The following is an 18,079-nucleotide window of genomic DNA, read 5'->3' on the forward strand; positions in this document are numbered from 1 at the left end:
ATGGAAGTACGTGTTCTCCGGTACAGTGTAAATTTACTTTTAATTAACCAGTAATGGTTGAATACCTATAGCGCAGGATATACTATGTTACTGTAGCTGCATTGGCTTTCGTCCTGCAGACTACTTCGATATTCCATTTTATCAACGTCAAAAAAATGAATGTAAAGTATCAAAGACTACATATGCTTTGAGTTTTTAACATCGCCACCCGTTATGAAAAAAATCCTGAAAACGCTTCACCGAAGCCTTCCCTTTGCCGTGCTTGGCAGTCTGCTTTTGGCTGCCTGTTCCAAAAACAAATCGCCTGATACGGTGGTGAAATTTGATCCATCCAGGGCTGTTATCCTGGAGAGATTTACTCCCGACAGCGGAGGAGTAGGATCGCAGATGATTATTTACGGCAGCAACTTTGGTAGTGAAGCCGGTATCGTAAAAGTATTTATTAATGATGTACCTGCTCCRGTGGTCGGAGTGGAGAATAATGCCATTTTTGCTTTGGTGCCTTCACAAGCCGGAGAGGGAGCCGTAAAGGTGCAGGTGGGAGCCGGTACCAGCATGAAAGAGGCTTTATCAAAGACCAATTTCAGGTATGTTTTTAACCCGGTAGTAGGCACGCTGGCTGGCTTTACAGACAAAGATGGCAAGACCGCTATCGTAGATGGCGATATTAAAAAAGCACAGTTTGAAGAACCTTACTGGCTTACGTTTGACCAGCATAAAAATCTTTATTTGCTGGAAGAATACCGCGGCCTGAGATTTATCGACTCTGCCCGTACGGCGGTGAAAACTTTGTTCAGAACAGGGAATGGGCTCGACAGGCCGCGAACACTGGCATTTAACCCCACTTTTGATACGCTCTATGTTACCAATGATCAGTGGGACGAACGTGGTATTAGCACGGCAGTGCTTACGCCTGCCTCGGGTTTTACAAAATGGAACTCACTGATTTTTTCCAGAACTACAAATGGTGGGGATGCCAATCCGATAACAGGTGATTTCTTTTTCAACTCCTATGCAAAAGGAGAGATGTTTAAATGGGACCGCACCAACAGGTCTTCCCGCTTTATGTACCGCGTAGATGATGTGAATTGGGAGTTTAATATCCAGTTTGCACCCAGCGGAGATTTCGCTTATATCGTTGTGGTAAACCAAAGCTATATCCTCAGAACAAAGTACAACAGGGAAAGCGGTATACTGGATGCACCCGTACACTTTGTGGGTGGAAGAGGCCAGCACGACTACCGTGATGGCGTGGGAGCCGATGCGCGGTTAGATCATCCGCAACAGGGCACCTTTGATAAAAATAATAATTTTTACCTCGTGGACGCCAAGAATCATTGTATCCGGAAAATAACTCCCGAAGGTGTGGTGAGCACTTTTGCAGGTCGGCCCCGTGAAGCAGGATATGCAGACGGTCCGCTGCGCAAAGCCCAGTTTAACCTGCCGCGCGGTATCGTTTACGACGAGTCTGCCGGCACCTTTTATGTGGCAGACCAGGGCAACCACAGGATCAGAACAATCTCCGTTGAATAAACTAATTGTCTTTATAATGAGAATTTTTTACTTATCCCTGATCTTCATCGCTATTTCTATCACCGCCTTTTCACAGCAAACCGTTGAAGTTACCGGTATCGTAAGCGATACCAATCACCTGCCTCTGGCAGGCGCCAGTGTTGTGGTGAAAGACAAGGTAGGGCTGGGAACCATGACGGATCAGCATGGGAAATATAAAATTAAGGTAGAACCTTATCATACATTGATGTTTTCGTTTGTGGGTTTTGCGACCAGGGAAATTACAGTACGTGATAACCGCGTGGTGAATGTAACCATGCAACCGGCTAATACCAGTGCGCTGGAACAGGTAGTAATAACTGCCGTGGGGCCGCAAAAGAAAGTCACCGTCACCGGTGCCATCACAACAGTAAACCCTAAAGATCTGCGAACGCCCACCGCCAATATCACCAATGCATTAGCGGGTAACGTGGCCGGCGTCATCGCCATGCAGGGATCGGGTGAGCCGGGCAGCAACCAATCAGAATTCTGGATAAGAGGCATCTCCACTTTCGGTGCAAACAGTGCCGCGATGGTGCTGGTAGATGGTTTTGAACGCCCCTTTAATGAAATAAATATTGAGGACATAGAATCGTTCTCCGTATTGAAAGATGCTTCCGCCACCGCTATATATGGATCAAGAGGCGCAAATGGGGTCATACTGGTTACTACCAAAAAGGGGAAGACAGGTAAAGTAAATATCGACGGAAAAGTAGAACATACCTATAACACCCGTACCCGTACACCCTCATTTGTTGATGGAAATGAATATGCCGCCCTGGTAAATGAAGCCAAAATAACCAGGAACCAGGAACCGATTTACACACCCAATGAACTGGAAATACTCCGCCTCGGACTGGACCCGGACCTGTATCCCAACGTGAACTGGCAGGATGAAATGCTGAAGACAGGTGCCAACAACAACAGAGCTGCGCTGAACATCAATGGCGGTGCCACTATTGCCAGGTTCTTTGTTTCCGGGAGCTACGTGGAAGAAGGCGGTATGTACAAGTCAGATGCTTCTCTGAAAGAATATAAAACAAACGCCAAACTCTCCCGGTGGAATTACAGGATTAACCTGGATCTGGATATTACCAAAACCACTTTGTTCCGGATAGGGGTGGCTGGCTTCCTGGAAAAAAAGAACTACCCGGGCCTCAAGGATGATATCTGGTATTCTTTGGTAGGGCAGTCGCCCGTATCCATCCCGAAAATGTATTCCAACGGGCTGGTTCCGTCTTATGGAACAGGTAATAAAACCAATCCCTGGGTGCTTGCCACGCAGACCGGTTACCGTGAATACTGGAGGAACAAAGCGGAAACCAATTTTGTGATAGATCAGAACCTTGATTTTATCACCACCGGGCTGAAAATTACCGGCAGGCTTGCCTTTGATGCCAATAATGATAACAGGATCTTCAGGAAAAAATGGCCGGAGCAATATAACGTGGAGAAAAGGCGTGACCGTAACGGCAACCTGATCATGCACCGCATTTCCCCTGAAGCGCTGATGTTCCAGGAGTCGACTTCCGGTGGCGAGCGGATATCTGTTTATGAATTGGAACTCAGGTATGGCCGGTCACTGGGTAAGCTGCACAGGATCGAAGCGTTGGCCAAATATTTCCAGCGGGAGCAACGGCAAACCGTGGACCTCGGGTCGGATATCATCACCGGTATTCCCCGCAGGAATCAGTCTGTATCCGGCCGTTTGATGTACGGGTATGATAACCGTTATCTCGCTGAGTTCAATTTCGGTTACACCGGTTCTGAGAATTTTAAACCCGGTCACCAGTTTGGTTTCTTTCCCGCTGTTTCCGCTGCCTGGAATATATCGGAAGAAAAGTTCATCCGGGATAATGTCCATTGGCTGGACCTGCTCAAGGTTCGCTATTCCTACGGAGAAGTGGGGAATGATAATTTTGGCAATAACCGCTTTGCTTATCTCAGCACCGTTGAATCCGGAGGCACTTACAACTTTGGCGAAAGTATCAGTCCCAATATTTATCCGGGCCTGTATTACAAAAACGTTTCTTCGGAGCAGCTTACCTGGGAGATTGCCCGCAAGCAGGATCTGGGTTTTGAAATGAGTATGTGGAAGGATTTGTTTTCCATAACGGTAGACCTGTTCAGGGAAAGAAGGGAGAATATTTACAAGCAGCGGTCGCATTTGCCTGCCATGGTGGGTGTTGTCAGCCAGCCGTGGGCGAATGTGGGCATCATGGAAAATCAGGGCTTTGATGCACAGTTTAATATGAATCGGAAAATCAAAGCCGTGGATATTACCCTGCGGGGAAATATTACCTATTTTAAAAATAAGGTGATTGCCTTTGACGAAGAAGCCAATAATCTGAAGTACAAGATGACACAGGGATTTCGTTTCAATCAGGCAAGGGGCCTGATAGCAGAAGGACTATTTAAGGATTATGAGGAAATAAGGAATAGTCCCCGGCAAACTTTCGGTGCTTACCAGCCCGGTGATATCAAATATAAAGATGTGAACGGGGATGGTATTATCGATGATAACGACGTTGTTCCGATCGGCGCATCCCGCGTTCCCTGCCTGATTTACGGCATCGGCATGTCGGCAAGATGGCATGGAATAGATTTTAATGTTCATTTCCAGGGTGCGGGGAAATCATCCTACTTCATTACCGGTCCCAGCGTGTATCCTTTTGTGGAAGGCAGCTGGGGGAATATTCTTTCTGATGTGGCGGCACCGGGCAACAGATGGATCTCAAAGGAGATCTCCGGCGATCCTGCCACAGAAAATCCGAATGCAAAATATCCGAGACTTAGCTATGGCGGCAATGCCAATAACTATCGTGCGTCTTCCTATTGGTTACGCAATGGGGCATACCTGCGGTTAAAGAATATGGAACTGGGCTATACGTTACCTCAAACGATTACGAGATGGGCACATATCAAAAACGCCAGGTTTTATATCATGGGGCAAAATCTCATGGTTTGGGATCACCTGAATCTCTGGGATCCGGAACTGGCCAGCGGAGACGGAATGAGCTATCCTCCTTCAAAAACAGTTACCGGCGGGCTTACCATCAATTTTTAACCAACAGCCAATTTAATCCATTAAATGTTATGAAGAAAAACGTAATGATGCCGTTTTTTTGCGCGCTTGCAGGCATACTACTACTGGGCTCCTGTAAGAAGTATCTGGATATGGATCATTTTTTTAAAGACCGTCAGAATACAGATACCATTTTTGTAAGAAGAGATTATTCGGATCAATGGCTGGCGAGTACATATACGCACCTGCGCAATGAAAATGCGGAAGTTGCCAGCAAAGGATTTACACCTTTCAATTTTATATCTGACGATATGTTCTTTGGTGACAGGGATGATAAATACCGCAAATATAAAAACGGAGAATACGATGAAACCTGGGATCAGTCGTCCTGGTCGTCCTGCTACGAAGGGATCCGCAAGGCTTCTGTTTTCATACACAATATTGATAAAAACCGGGAGATGACCACAGAGGAGATAGCAGAGAAGAAAGCGCAGGCCCGTTTTCTCAGGGCCTACTATTATTGGTTGCTGTTAAGAAAATATGGTCCTGTACCGATCGTTGCTGATAACGGAATCGACTATACTACGGAGTATGAAAACCTGGCCCAGCCAAGAAATACCTATGATGAATGTGTGGAATTCATTACCCGGGAGTTGGCAACAGCAGCAAAAGATCTCCCGCTGCAGCGTACCAATAGAGATGCAGCCAGACCAACAAAAGGAGCTGCACTGGCTGCACGTGCAAAAGTATACCTGTTCAGCGCGAGTCCGCTCTTCAATGGGAATGCGGAGATGTCTGACCTGGTGGATAATACCGGCCGGCCGCTCATTTCGCAGACATATGACGATACAAAATGGGCAAAGGCTGCTGCTGCTGCAAAAGATGTGATTGACCTGAACGTTTATAAAATATTTACTGCACCATTCAATGCGGATGATCAAAGCGCCACACAGCCTAAAACAATCAGTCCGCCCTATCACCCGCTCTATTCCAATAGCAGCTTCCCGCTGGGATGGAAGGATATAGATCCTTTTCAATCTTACAGCCAGCTGTTTAACGGCGCTTTAGGCTATACGGCTAATCCGGAGATCATCTTTTCCCGCGTTACAGAACAGGGCTCAGAAGGGATAGATATGATGGTACTGCACCAGATGCCTTTCTCTCTGAAAGGATGGAATACCCATGGCATCACGCAGAAACATGCGGATGCCTATTATATGAGTGATGGAACCAACATCCCTGTAAATCCACGGGTAACTGGCTTTACAGGCAATAAGGAAGAACACCGGCCTTTACCTCCAAATGTTTCTCTGCAATATGCCAACAGAGAGCCCCGCTTCTACGCATCTGTAGCCTATAACGGAAGTATGTGGGAAAATACCAGCGCCACAAGGGTGGAAGACAGGTATAAGCAGGTGTTTTATTACCGCGGTTACCCGGATGGCAAACAGCCATCATCTCCTGCATTTCATATCAGAACAGGTATAGGGATCAAAAAATACTACAACCCTTTCGATTCTTTTATGGAAGGAGGATTTATAGTACCTAAAGTGGAGCCGGCCATCAGGTACGCGGAAGTATTGTTGATATATGCAGAGGCCATGAATGAATTGAATGGCATCTATAGTATCCCCAACTACCAGGGTACCGGGAATATTGCCGTAGGAAGGAATGTTACCGAAATAAGCAAATACCTCAGCCAGGTGCGTATCAGGGGAGGAGTGCCCGACTTCGACAACAACGTGTACGCTTCAAAAGAAAGGCTGAGAAAAGCTTTGAAAAGAGAAAGGGAAATTGAATTGTTTGCAGAAGGACATCGCTATTTTGATCTGAGACGATGGAAAGATGCCCCCGTAGAAGAATCCACACTGGTAATGGGGTGTAATATGAATATGACCGAAAGTCAGCGGGACCTGTTTTATATCCCGGTGGTGATCCCATCTCTGCCTACCATCTTTGTGAAGAAAATGTATTTATGGCCTATCTCACACAGTGAACTGAGAAAGAACAGAAAGCTGACTCAAAACCCCGGATGGACCATGTTCGACTAGAACAGCCATATGGTTGTTAAGGGTTACAATTATCGTCTCTGACAAAATAAAAAACTGATGAAAAAAATATATTATCTCACAGGCCTATTTTTACTTTCTATTGCCAGTGCATGTAACAAAGAATGGGAAGAGGAGCTATTTACGAAATATGTAGCATTTGCTAAAAATGGCGTGGTACAGGTATCCGTGAAGTACAAAGAGGAGGGAGGAAATATTCCGCTGAAGGTACCCCTCGTATTAAGCGGTTCTACTACCAATGATGATGATGTACAGGTTACCATTGCATTGGATAAAGATACGCTTGACAATTTAAACTTCGACAGGTTTCGTCTCCGGCAGGACCTGTATTTTAAAGAGCTCCCTGCCGACTTTTACAGTTTTGAATCACTTACCGCAACAATTCCCAAAGGTGCCAACACTGGTTATCTGAAACTCAATTTAAAACTGGAAGGGATAGACCTGGTAAATAAATATATTCTGCCTGTACAGATTATTAGTACCTCCAGGTATGAACCCTCCCGGTTGAAACATTATAAAAAAGCGCTGATCAGTGTAGTGCCATTCAATAACTATTCCGGCAAATACTCTGTTGCCGGTGCGGTTTGGGACAGAACAAGAGATGAGAATAGCCAGACGGCATTGACGGTACCTTCCAGGAATGCATGGGTTGTTCGTGAAAACAGTATTTTCTTTTTTGCTGGTGTAACAGAAGAAGAGGCGATGGACAGGGCAATGTATAAGGTCAAAGCAACATTTAACAAGGATAGCACGGTAACATTAACTTCCGATAATCCGGCCATCAACTTTTCACAGCAGAAGGGTACCTATACTGTCAGTAAAAGAATGGATGAAGTGCAGCCTTACCTTGAGAAAACCTATACAACCGTATACCTGGAGTACTGGTATGACGATATTACCAATCCTGCTTATCCCTTAAAGTACCGGTTTAAAGGGTCGATGATTCTGGAGAGGGTAAAGAATATACTGATCCCTGAAGAAGACCAGCTGGTGCAGATCGGGGATTAAGAGACAAAATAAAAACACCTATGTAATAGAAAACCTGCGGTATTTGATACTGCAGGTTTTTTATTTTTAGTAGTAAAGAAGGAGATCATTTTCCATCTCTATAAAAGCTTGATACGCTCTTCTTCCAGGTCGATCTGGAAGATCAGCCAGTGGATGATTTCATCTGGCCATTCCGGCTCCTTGTTTATCCCGATAAGGAACTTTCTTTGATCTTCCAGCAATTCCAGGTAGTGCTGTTTTGATGCTTCACTTAATCCCAGGTTTTCCGGTTCCTTGATTTTATGTTCCCATTGTTCGATCATGCGTTGCAGCTTGTTGTCTGTGAGCTGACCTTTCTCATGTTTTTCTCTGAGCAGTCTTACTGTTTCAATCACCATAAGCCGCTTTATCCTCGCTTTAAGTTCGTCTGTCGGCTCTTCGATGAAGTGACTATTGATATTGGAGCGCCTTATAAAATAGGGTAGGGTGAGTCCCTGGATCAGCAGGGTAAGCAGGATGACGATGAAAGTGATGAACAGAATAAGGCTCCTGTGGGGAAATGGGGCGCCATGCAGTGTCATTGGTATGGCCAATGCGGCGGCCAGGGAAACCACGCCCCGCATGCCGGTCCAGCCCATGAGCAGTGGCAGGGTTAATGCCCGGCGCCGGTTGTTGTTTATGATGTTCAGCGCCACACCCGGTCTGAATATACGTGTGGCCAGCATGGCGGCGTAGTAACTGATGATCCTTGCCATGATGAGCACGGCAGTTGCCAAAAGACCGTAATAAATTGCTTCGCTCAATGGGGTTCCATCGGCACGAAGTCCCGCCACCACTTCCGGCAGTTCCAAGCCTATCAACATAAACACAACACCATTCAGTATAAAGATCAGTGCCTCCCAAAAACTCTGGCCCCTTACCCGGCTGGAACTTGATAGAAACGAGAAACGCCGGTTGGCCAGGAAAAGGCATCCTGTCACTACCGCCAATACGCCGGAACCATGTACCTGCTCGGCGATCCAGTAAAGGAAGTAGGGCTCGATGAGTGAAAAGACAATGTCTGAAGGAGCGTCTGTAGGCAGGTATTTATGTACCTGCATGAAGAGCCACCCAAATATCAACCCAAGGCCTACTCCTCCCAGTATCATCCAGGAAAAATCAACCAGTGCTTCGTGAAAAATGAACTGCCCGGTACCTACAGCGACCAGTGCAAACCTGAAAATGATCAGTGAGGAGGCATCATTGAGGAGGCTTTCGCCTTCCAGTATAGCTGCCGTTATTCTGGGGATTTTTACAAATTTCATGATCGCCCCCGTACTCACTGCATCAGGAGGGGATACAATGCTGCCGAGCAGGAGGCCAAGTGCAAGTGTAAATCCCGGGATAAGCTGGTTGGCCAGCAAGGCAACGGCAAATGCTGAGAAGAGCACTACCAGGAAGGCAAAGCTGCCGATCATGCGCCACCATTTTTTCATTTCCTTAAAGGAAACGCTCCAGGCTGCATCAGACAGCAGTGGTGGCAGGAAAATAAAAAAGATCATGTTGGGGTCGATCTGCACTCTTGGAAGCCCGGGTATAAAACTAACCAACAGTCCGGCTATCACCAGCAACACAGGATAGGCGACCCTTAACCTGGTAGCCAGCATCTCAATCAAAACGATAGCGGCTACCAGGGCCAGAAGAAGGGGTAGTTGTTGATGCATATGTAAATCATAAGGCTACTAAAATAAAGTCAATTTTTTGAATTTTGAGTTTATTGTAAGTATTCCTACATGCAAAGCAAAGAATTTTGAATGCAATAGCATGAAAAGTTCAAAATTCCGGTAATGGTAAAACATAACCGGCTACACTACATATCCATACAGATCCTGCGCCTGATCTGGTGATTGGAGCGATTCACCATTTTGCATTATTGAATGAATGCTGCTTATATTTCCGGTAAAGTGATTTTTTGGAAGCCGATCAACAACATCATCGCGGATCTGTCGGCCGTTAACACAATATGAAGATATGAAACGAAGTGCGATCATTTTCTTTCTTACCATTACACTGAGTAATGCCGTTGCCCAAATAAGCGCCAGGCGGGTAGTGATCACCGGCAAGATCATCCATGCCAGCGCAACAACGCCAAAAGTTTTTGGCATCAACTTTTTGAATCCCTTTGATAAAAATCGCAAGAGTGCCACGGTAGACAGCCTGATGGAATTTTCAGTGGAGGAGCATATGCTTTTTACCCAAAACATGACTATTGCCTATAATAATACGTTTATCAATCTGTATGTTGTGCCCGGAGACACTGTGCATCTTCAAATCGACGCCGCTTTGCTGGACCAGCCAAACTTTGAATGGTTACATATATCCGGAGATCATGCCGGGATAAGCACCCGGTTAAATCTGCTCCATTATTCATTGAGTAAGCTGCCTTATCTTAAATATGATTATTCATTGTCCACGCCCGGGATGCTTGAGATGGTGAAAAAGGATTACGAACGTTACCTGACATTTCTGAAGGAATATACAAGCATACATGAAACAGACTCCATCGTCATTGATTTTTTTAAAAGAGACATTAAGTATGGCATATCCAATTGGATAGCTGATTACGTGGATGCAGGCAGCGATTCAGCTTCTACAAGAGCAGAAAGAATCGCGTTGTTCAGCGATCCTTTTTTTGAATATGCGAATGATGCCAACTTTGTATCAATGATGTATCCATATCATCTGGCATACTATATGGGCTGGAAGATAGAAACAGATATCTCCATAAAAGAAGCAAAGCAATCCGGACGTGACAGAGAGGCCATGCTATCAGGGGCGAAACTTCTTTTAAAGGAGCCATCGGGCATCAGCCGCGATTATATGTTGTTCAGCTATCTTTCTTCCTATATTAATAAGATGCCCGCTTTACAGGATGACATATCGTCGCTGAGGGATTATTTTACAGATCCTGTTTTCTACCACTATCTTGAACGCTCTGCAGATAGAGCCAGGAATGTTAAGGTGCAGAAAACCGTTGTTTCGAACATGCTGTATATGGACAATGCGAAGGTGTTGTCTATATCGGATGTTGACATTTTGAATTTTCTATCAAAAAAATATCCGGGCAAGATCATCTACCTTGACGTATATGCTACCTGGTGTGTGCCCTGTCTCAAGGAGATGGAATTCGCCCCTTTATTACATCAGCAATTCGCTGGCAAAGATGTGGTTTTTGTGAACCTTTGTTTACAGTCATCAGAGAAGAACTGGATAAAACTACTTCAGCAAAAGAAGCTGGCGGGGGAAAATTATTTTCTTAATGATGATAATAGCAAATTACTGATGGGGAATTTTAATATAAGTGGTTTTCCTACCTACCTACTTATAGATAGTAAAGGGAAAGTAAAAACAGCGAATGCTTCCAGGCCTTCAGAAGCAGAGAAATTAGAACGGGAAATCAACCTGTTGGCCAATTAATAGCTGCCCACTCCTCAGCTTCCTGGTTGGTATACTGCACGATGTTTACTTAACGCATCACCGCGTTTTCTCCATTTCTTTGATGGCGCTCCATCCTTCAGGAGTGATACCCATAATCTCGGTGGCAACGCCCAGTGTTTGGTAAGGATCGAAGAAAGCCATCCGCGCAATGGGGTGATCCACTTCGCTGATGACCGCATAGCCTTGTTCGCGCAGCTCGGCGGTGACCCGTTCGAAATCGCTTACCGGCAAACGGAAGGCAAGGTGCTGTGTGCCACCTGCGGGGTATTGAGTAAGGTAGTCATGAAACATACTTTGACCGGAGAGTGGTTGAATGAGTTCGATGAAGGTGCTACCGTTATAAGTCTGAGTGGTCAGCCATTCACCTGCTACCACCTTGCCATGATAGGTCATACCCAGATCCTGTGCACGGAAATGTTCCGGCTCAGGAAAGCCAGCAACGCCAAGAGCGTTCGAAAGGAATTTCACAGCGGCGTGAATGTCGGGGACCACCCAGCCAATTTGTGCGAGTTCAAGTCCGGTGATGGAGTTGTTGATACTGCTCATATTTATTTGCGATTAGGTTTGTGGCTAAACAAAGTTAAACCAGATGTGTTGTTTATGCAAGGGCATTCACGGCAATATGTGGGGTATTTGCGACTTTCAGCTGCAAACTGATTTCAGTTCCCCTGCCGAACTTCGCAAAGCCCGAAGCGCATTGTTATCTCTATCCACGTTAATGACTGTTAGCCAATTACCACGTTATTCCACTAAGAACATAAAAATTCCATTATGAAAACAAACATTTATCCTATTATTCTTTACCGTGCCCTTGCTACAGGAGTCGGTATCTTCACACTTTTGCTATTTTCATTTGGTACCAATGCCCAGCGGTTGCTGGTTTGGGAGGAAAACTTTAATACAGCCACTCTGAATCCATCCTGGTGGACTTACGAAACCGGTGATGGATGTGCCAAAGGAAATTGTGGCTGGGGAAACCAGGAATTGGAGTACTATACCAACCGTACAGAAAATGTTCGCGTTGAAAATGGACAGCTTATTATTGAAGCACGCCGTGAGGATATGGGAGGGAAGCCTTTTACGTCCGGCCGTATCAAAACAGCGGGTCGTGTTAACTTCCGTTACGGTGCGCTGGAAGCACGCATCAAAGTTCCAAAGGCTGCCAATGGCCTCTGGCCTGCGTTCTGGCTACTGGGTGCTACCGGTGGTACCTGGCCTCATAACGGCGAAATCGATGTGCTTGAAATGGGTTCTGCCGCTGCCGTTACCGCCAACAAAGCCAATAAATTACTAAATGCCACCTTACATTGGTGGACAGAAAATCCGGGTGGATATACCGGCCACGCAGCGTATGGTAGAGATACCACTACCGCCGTTGATCTCAGCGATGACTTTCATCTTTATAAAATGGAATGGTCTCCGACAGCCATCACCGTGTATCTCGACAACAGTCCTTTTTATACCATTAACACGACCGGCGGCAATGGCCTGGATGCATTTCAACATCCGTTTTACATCGTCCTGAACCTGGCGGTGGGAGGTAGCTTTACAGGTATCCTGGTAGCTAATAATATTACCGCTCCGCTACCCGGACAGTTACAGGTAGACTATATCAAACTTTACCAGGACATTACACAAAATGAGTACATTACTTATGGCACCGATGATCAGCCGGAAGGCACCTATGGCATCTTCACTGATAATACCACGGTGAATGATAAGATTGTGCTGGGCAGTGGTGCACAACTTTATTTCTGGAACAATATTGCAAATATTACGTCTCCGGCTCCGGTGCCTTTTGAAGGGACGAATGTTTGGGCGCTGCATGCCAATGCTGGCGCATGGTTTGGATTAGGTGTTGCCAACGATGCAAAGAACATGAGTAACTTTGCGTCAGGAAGTCTGAAGTTCCAGATGAAAACCAATGCTACGGCGCCTTTTAAAGTGGGCATTGCTACGGATGCAGGCGAAGGATGGGTACAGTTCAATGGCGCCAATGGTGAGCATGGCCTTGTTCGTGATGGACAGTGGCATGAGGTAACGATACCTGTGAGTGAATTTGCACTTGCCGACATGACGCTTACCACTCAGCTGTTTATGTTATCCGGTGATGCGCCGGCAGCCGCCATGGACTTCTATCTCGACAATATTTATTATACCGGCGGAACTACGGCCAATCCTGCACCGAAGGTCAGCATCATTAAACCAGCGGCAGATACGGTATATAAAACGCCGGCAAGCATTCAGATAAATACGAACCCTACTGATCAGAATGGCAGCATCACCAAGGTAGCATTCTATAGTAATGATAATTATCTGGGATCATCCACAGCAGCTCCTTTCAGCTATACCTGGAATACATCAGCTGCAGGGGTACAATTACTAACGGTAAAGGCTACAGATAACCAAAACAAGACTACCACCTCCAAACCCGTGCAGATATTCATTACGAAACCTACCAATACTGCTCCTGCCATCAGCATTACATCTCCTACGGTTTCATCGGATTATATGAAGCCTGCTACTGTCAATATCACTACAAATATTACGGATGACGGTGGCATTTACAAAGTAGAATTCTATAATGGTAATACACTGATAGGGACGGTGAACAAGGCTCCATACAGCTTCAGCTGGACGAAGGTGGATCAGGGTACTTACACCATCAAAGCAAAAGTATACGATGACGGAAACCTGAGTACTACTTCTTCTGCTGTAACTTTTACGGTGAAAGATAATAATATCCTTTCTGATCGCTACGGCATTTACACTGATACCGCCTGGATCAGCAGCAAGCTGACATTTGGCGTGGATGCAAATCTGTATGTGTGGAATAACCTGACCACCATTGCAGGAGCAACGCCAAAAGAAGGTACTAACGTGATGGCCTATACGGCGGCTGCAGGAAACTGGTTTGGACTGGGCGTATCTCATGATGTGCGTAACCTTTCTCACTTCAGTAATGGCTATCTGAAGTTCTGGTTTAAGACGAGCTACCAGGGCATGTTCAGGTTTACTGTTATTTCAACAGGCGGTCAATATGAACTTTCATTTGCTGCCGGAGAACAGAAACTTGGATTATTGAGAGATGGGCAATGGCACCAGGTAGTTATTCCTGTGAATACCATGACAGGTGTCGACCTTACCAATATCACGCAGGGCTTTACCTTTAGTGGCGATGCTCCTGCTGCCGCAGCCAGTTTTTACATTGACCAGGTTTATTATACTACTCAGCTAAATGAAACGGCTACACGAAGTAACCTGGCCTTGAACAAACCAGTCATTGTTTCTTCTACCGAAAATGTTGGAACACCAGGTGCTTATGCAGTTGACGGTGTGATGACCTCCCGGTGGTCCAGTGCATTCTCCGATCCGCAATCCATCCTGGTGGACCTTGGCGCTACCTATAATGTAGATGAAGTGAAAATTACCTGGGAAACTGCTGCAGGAAAGAATTATGAAGTACAGATCGGGAGTAGCAGTACCGGCCCCTGGACGAGCCTTAAAACCATTACCAATAATGCAGCATTGGTGAATGACCATACCGGTCTTACCGGAAGCGGACGTTATGTCCGTATCTATGGCACAGCAAGAACGACCGTGTATGGTTACTCCATTTATGAATTGGAGGTATATGGTACAAGTACTGGCGCAAGAGTGGCAGCACCGGTAACTGCTGTGTTTACGGCGAATCATCATGCCAATACAACGGAATGGAATGTAACGGTTGCGCCGAACCCGGTTGCCGGTGGAGAGTTGCAGGTATATAGCAATCATGCGTTGCAGCAAATGATAATCGTGGATCTTTCAGGAAAGGTATGGAGTACGCATCGTGGCTTCAAAGCTTCAAATATGTACACCCTTGATGTCAGGAAGCTACCACGCGGATTATATTTCGTGCAGGTTTACAACGGTGATCAGCAGCGACAGGTATTGAAATTTATCAGACAATAAATCATTTCTTTCCCCCGGATGGGCTGTTTCAGGTTTATCCGGGGGATATATAGCAAATGCAAATGGCGGAAAAGCTGAGCTACCCAGACAAGTAAATTGAGCCATGAGAGAAAGCAGTCATCGTACCTAAAAGCGGATCTTTGTGTCCTTAATCAATAAAACAGCCGCTATGACAGCAATAACAAAGATAGCACTTGGCCAAAATGGGCCACTGGTGTCTAAACTAGGATTAGGTTGTATGCGGATGTCGCCTGTTTGGGGAAGCGGGGGGAATGATGAAAGTGAAAGTATTGCTACCATTCAGCAGGCATTGGACAGCGGGATTAACTTTTTGAATACCGGCGACTTTTACGGCAGCGGACACAATGAATTGCTGGTAGGAAAAGCCATCAAAGGCAGGAGGGACGATGCTTTTATAAGTGTGAAATTTGGCGCAATTTTCTATGGTGGTCAGTGGCTTGGACTGGACCTGCGTCCGGTAGCCATCAAGAACTTCATCAATTATTCTTTGGTACGCTTAGGTATAGATACCATTGACCTTTATCAACCGTGCAGGCTAGACAACAGTGTTCCTATAGAAGATGTGATCGGAACTGTCGCCGACCTGATAAAAGAAGGGAAGGTGCGCTACCTGGGCGTTTCTGAAATAACCGCAGATCAACTGCGCAAGGCGAATAGTCTTCACCCGGTAACAGCATTGGAGATAGGCTATTCATTGGCAGATCGCCAGATAGAAAGTGAGCTGCTTCCTACGGCTAAAGAGTTGGGTATAGGAGTGGTGGCATTTGCCAATACCGCCGAAGGACTACTCTCTGGTGATATGAAAGCACCGCTTCCGGTTAATGACTACCATCATCACTTTTCGCGCTTTCAGGGAGAGAACCTGGTAAAGAATCTGGAGAAAGTGGAGGTGTTAAAGCAACTGGCTAAGGAGAAAGGATACACCCCAACGCAACTGGCGATCGCCTGGGTGAATGCACAGGGAGATCATATCATGCCATTGGTAAGCATGAGCAGGAGGTCCCGACTGCCGGAAAATATTCAGGCCATGGGGATTGAGTTTACCCCTGATGAGTTGAATACGCTTAACACACATTTTTCAACGGGAGCGATACTTGGAGGCACCTACCTGCAGCGGTAGTGGAGTGGCAGATAAACCCCGGCTGTTTTATATCTTTGCATTATGACAAACCCAACTGAAATAATTCCCGGGGTTATCTTTTACTCTTATTACTCCGTCATGAGAAAAGAGAAGGTGGCATTTCTGGAGCACAATACACTGGTGTTGCAGGTGGCAGGTGTCTTTACGTTGGAAACTGCCAGCCAGAAGATCTCAATGAGTCGTGGAGAAATGTTGCTGATACAAAAAAATCAGTTGGGAGAAATTACTAAAACTCCCCTGGATGGTGAGGAGTATCAAACCATTGTTATTGTTCTGAAAGAAGATTTCCTCCGGAAGATTGCCCTTGAGGAGCAAATAGAGACAGGGCAAAAATACAGTGGTCCTTCCAATATTCGTATCCCTGGCAGCGTTTTTTTGCACGCTTTCTTTGAATCTTTGCTTCCATACGTTCGGCATCCGGACGAAGAAATAACCAGGGCGATAGGAATGCTTAAAGTAAAAGAGGCGGTATATCTCCTTATGAATACGATGCCTGAGCTACGGAAATTTTTATTCGACTTTTCGGAGCCTTATAAGATGGATTTGGAAAAATTCATGCGCAGCAACTTTCACTACAATATTCCGGTTGAGCAATTTGCCAGACTTACAGGAAGAAGCCTGGCAGGGTTTAAGCGTGATTTCCAGAAAATATTCGGGATGGCCCCACGGCAGTGGCTATTGGAAAGACGACTGGACGAGGCCCGGCATCTGATAGAAAAAAAGAATAAAAAATCATCTGCCATTTACCTTGACCTGGGCTTTGAAAGTCTCTCTCATTTCTCGCATTCTTTTAAGAAGAAATTCGGTAAAGCACCTACCGAATGGTAGCCATTCTTTTATCAGGTATATTCCAAACAAATCACTGCTTTTTTCAGCTGATCATCATGAAATAAATAAATCTGATCGGCGGCATTTTCCTGAAAATGGTATCCTTCCATACAGGCGATATAGTTAAAAAGACGTCCATCTTCCCTGAGAGGCTTATCTATCAGATTGGTACCGGAGTATTCACATTCATCAAGAGGGAGACGGTCTGTATTGATTTCATCTATTACACCGTTGATCTTTTTATTGATGACCTCCGCTAAGTAATCTGAAGGCGCATCGTTGTGCAGATCTTCCGCTGTCAGCTTCAGCAGCCTTTCTAATTTTCTGATCCCTTCTACGGTTAAACCGGGCCTGTAGAAATCCCGATCATATAGTCTTCCGAATTTTTCATAGTACGACTTCTTCAACTGATACATCGCCTCATTAAAATTAAATTGTATCTCCTCATCGGTATATTCCAGGTGGTAACTATCCGGGGGGATTTCGGTGGAGACAGTAAAGTACTCCCAGTTCGCGTCAAACTTATATTTCCCGTCGATGATATCAAAACCGAACATATCGCATTTGGTGTAGTTTGTGTGGAACGCTGTAGTGTTTTCACCTACCCGGCCATCATATATTTCTTTTACGGACACAAAATGCAGCCACTGGTCCTTGTCCGGTGAAAAGAACCTCAAATTAATAGAACATAAGGGCAGAAAGTATTTCCGGTGATTTTCTACATCATCATAAAAAACATCCTCGTATTCCGGGAATATTTTAATAAAGCTACCTGGTATTTCCATTCTCAGCTGATTTTATTTGAACTGTTAAAGATAATTTTTTACATCCTGGTAATTGGATGCAATTATATTAAGATATTGTGAAGAATCGCTTGTTTTTTATTTAAAAGCATTTAGTGCTGAATTAGTTAGATCTATTTATGAATTATATAGTTTGCGATCCTAACACCAACGCATAAACTATTCAGAGGGTTTGTCCTATTTTAGTTGAACATCCAGGGGAGAAAAGATGCATATGCATACC

11 protein-coding genes are annotated in these 18,079 nt (G+C 45.3%); 8 read left to right on the plus strand and 3 right to left on the minus strand.

Annotated features, from left to right (window positions below):
* Window positions 1-213 precede the first annotated feature (213 nt).
* Genes AB4Z08_RS26385 through AB4Z08_RS26400 form a run of 4 tightly spaced genes read left to right on the plus strand, consistent with a single transcriptional unit; the run spans window position 214 to window position 7,653 of the window.
* Complete coding sequence (locus tag AB4Z08_RS26385) at window positions 214-1,533, plus strand: IPT/TIG domain-containing protein (protein ID WP_441576777.1); 1,320 nt, start codon at window positions 214-216, stop codon at window positions 1,531-1,533.
* A 16-nt stretch (window positions 1,534-1,549) separates the two neighbouring features.
* Window positions 1,550-4,618: a SusC/RagA family TonB-linked outer membrane protein gene (locus tag AB4Z08_RS26390; RefSeq protein WP_441576778.1), complete on the plus strand. Its 3,069-nt coding sequence runs from the start codon at window positions 1,550-1,552 to the stop codon at window positions 4,616-4,618.
* A gap of 29 nt (window positions 4,619-4,647) precedes the next feature.
* Window positions 4,648-6,627 carry a RagB/SusD family nutrient uptake outer membrane protein gene (locus AB4Z08_RS26395; RefSeq protein WP_441576779.1) on the plus strand — a complete coding sequence of 660 codons (1,980 nt, stop codon included), beginning with the start codon at window positions 4,648-4,650 and terminating at the stop codon, window positions 6,625-6,627.
* Window positions 6,628-6,684: 57 nt separating this feature from the next.
* Window positions 6,685-7,653, plus strand: a complete 969-nt coding sequence (locus AB4Z08_RS26400; protein WP_441576780.1) for a DUF4973 domain-containing protein — start codon at window positions 6,685-6,687, stop codon at window positions 7,651-7,653.
* A 98-nt stretch (window positions 7,654-7,751) separates the two neighbouring features.
* On the opposite strand, the gene AB4Z08_RS26405 is transcribed toward AB4Z08_RS26400, so the two are convergent.
* The gene (locus AB4Z08_RS26405) at window positions 7,752-9,335 is read right to left on the minus strand and encodes a Na+/H+ antiporter (protein ID WP_441576781.1); all 1,584 of its coding nucleotides are present in this window, start codon (window positions 9,333-9,335) and stop codon (window positions 7,752-7,754) included.
* 307 nt (window positions 9,336-9,642) lie between these two features.
* Between AB4Z08_RS26405 and AB4Z08_RS26410 the strand changes: the two genes are divergently transcribed.
* Window positions 9,643-11,088: a TlpA family protein disulfide reductase gene (locus AB4Z08_RS26410; RefSeq protein WP_441576782.1), complete on the plus strand. Its 1,446-nt coding sequence runs from the start codon at window positions 9,643-9,645 to the stop codon at window positions 11,086-11,088.
* A gap of 57 nt (window positions 11,089-11,145) precedes the next feature.
* Here AB4Z08_RS26410 and AB4Z08_RS26415 read toward each other — a convergent pair whose 3' ends face one another.
* Entirely contained in the window at window positions 11,146-11,655 is a 510-nt protein-coding gene (locus AB4Z08_RS26415; RefSeq protein ID WP_441576783.1) for a VOC family protein, read from the minus strand.
* A 225-nt stretch (window positions 11,656-11,880) separates the two neighbouring features.
* Between AB4Z08_RS26415 and AB4Z08_RS26420 the strand changes: the two genes are divergently transcribed.
* The 3 genes from AB4Z08_RS26420 to AB4Z08_RS26430 all read left to right on the plus strand — a co-directional run bounded on the left by AB4Z08_RS26420 (window position 11,881) and on the right by AB4Z08_RS26430 (window position 17,053).
* Complete coding sequence (locus tag AB4Z08_RS26420; protein ID WP_441576784.1) at window positions 11,881-15,063, plus strand: Ig-like domain-containing protein; 3,183 nt, start codon at window positions 11,881-11,883, stop codon at window positions 15,061-15,063.
* Window positions 15,064-15,232: 169 nt separating this feature from the next.
* Window positions 15,233-16,204 carry an aldo/keto reductase gene (locus tag AB4Z08_RS26425; protein ID WP_441576785.1) on the plus strand — a complete coding sequence of 324 codons (972 nt, stop codon included), beginning with the start codon at window positions 15,233-15,235 and terminating at the stop codon, window positions 16,202-16,204.
* Between the two features lie 99 nt (window positions 16,205-16,303).
* Entirely contained in the window at window positions 16,304-17,053 is a 750-nt protein-coding gene (locus AB4Z08_RS26430; protein ID WP_441576786.1) for a helix-turn-helix domain-containing protein, read from the plus strand.
* A gap of 11 nt (window positions 17,054-17,064) precedes the next feature.
* Here the strand turns inward: AB4Z08_RS26430 and AB4Z08_RS26435 are convergent, their stop codons facing one another.
* Entirely contained in the window at window positions 17,065-17,838 is a 774-nt protein-coding gene (locus tag AB4Z08_RS26435) for a hypothetical protein (protein ID WP_441576787.1), read from the minus strand.
* Window positions 17,839-18,079 lie beyond the last annotated feature (241 nt).

Origin of the sequence: Chitinophaga sp. RAB17 (assembly GCF_052114225.1) — a bacterium.
Taxonomy (GTDB): domain Bacteria; phylum Bacteroidota; class Bacteroidia; order Chitinophagales; family Chitinophagaceae; genus Chitinophaga.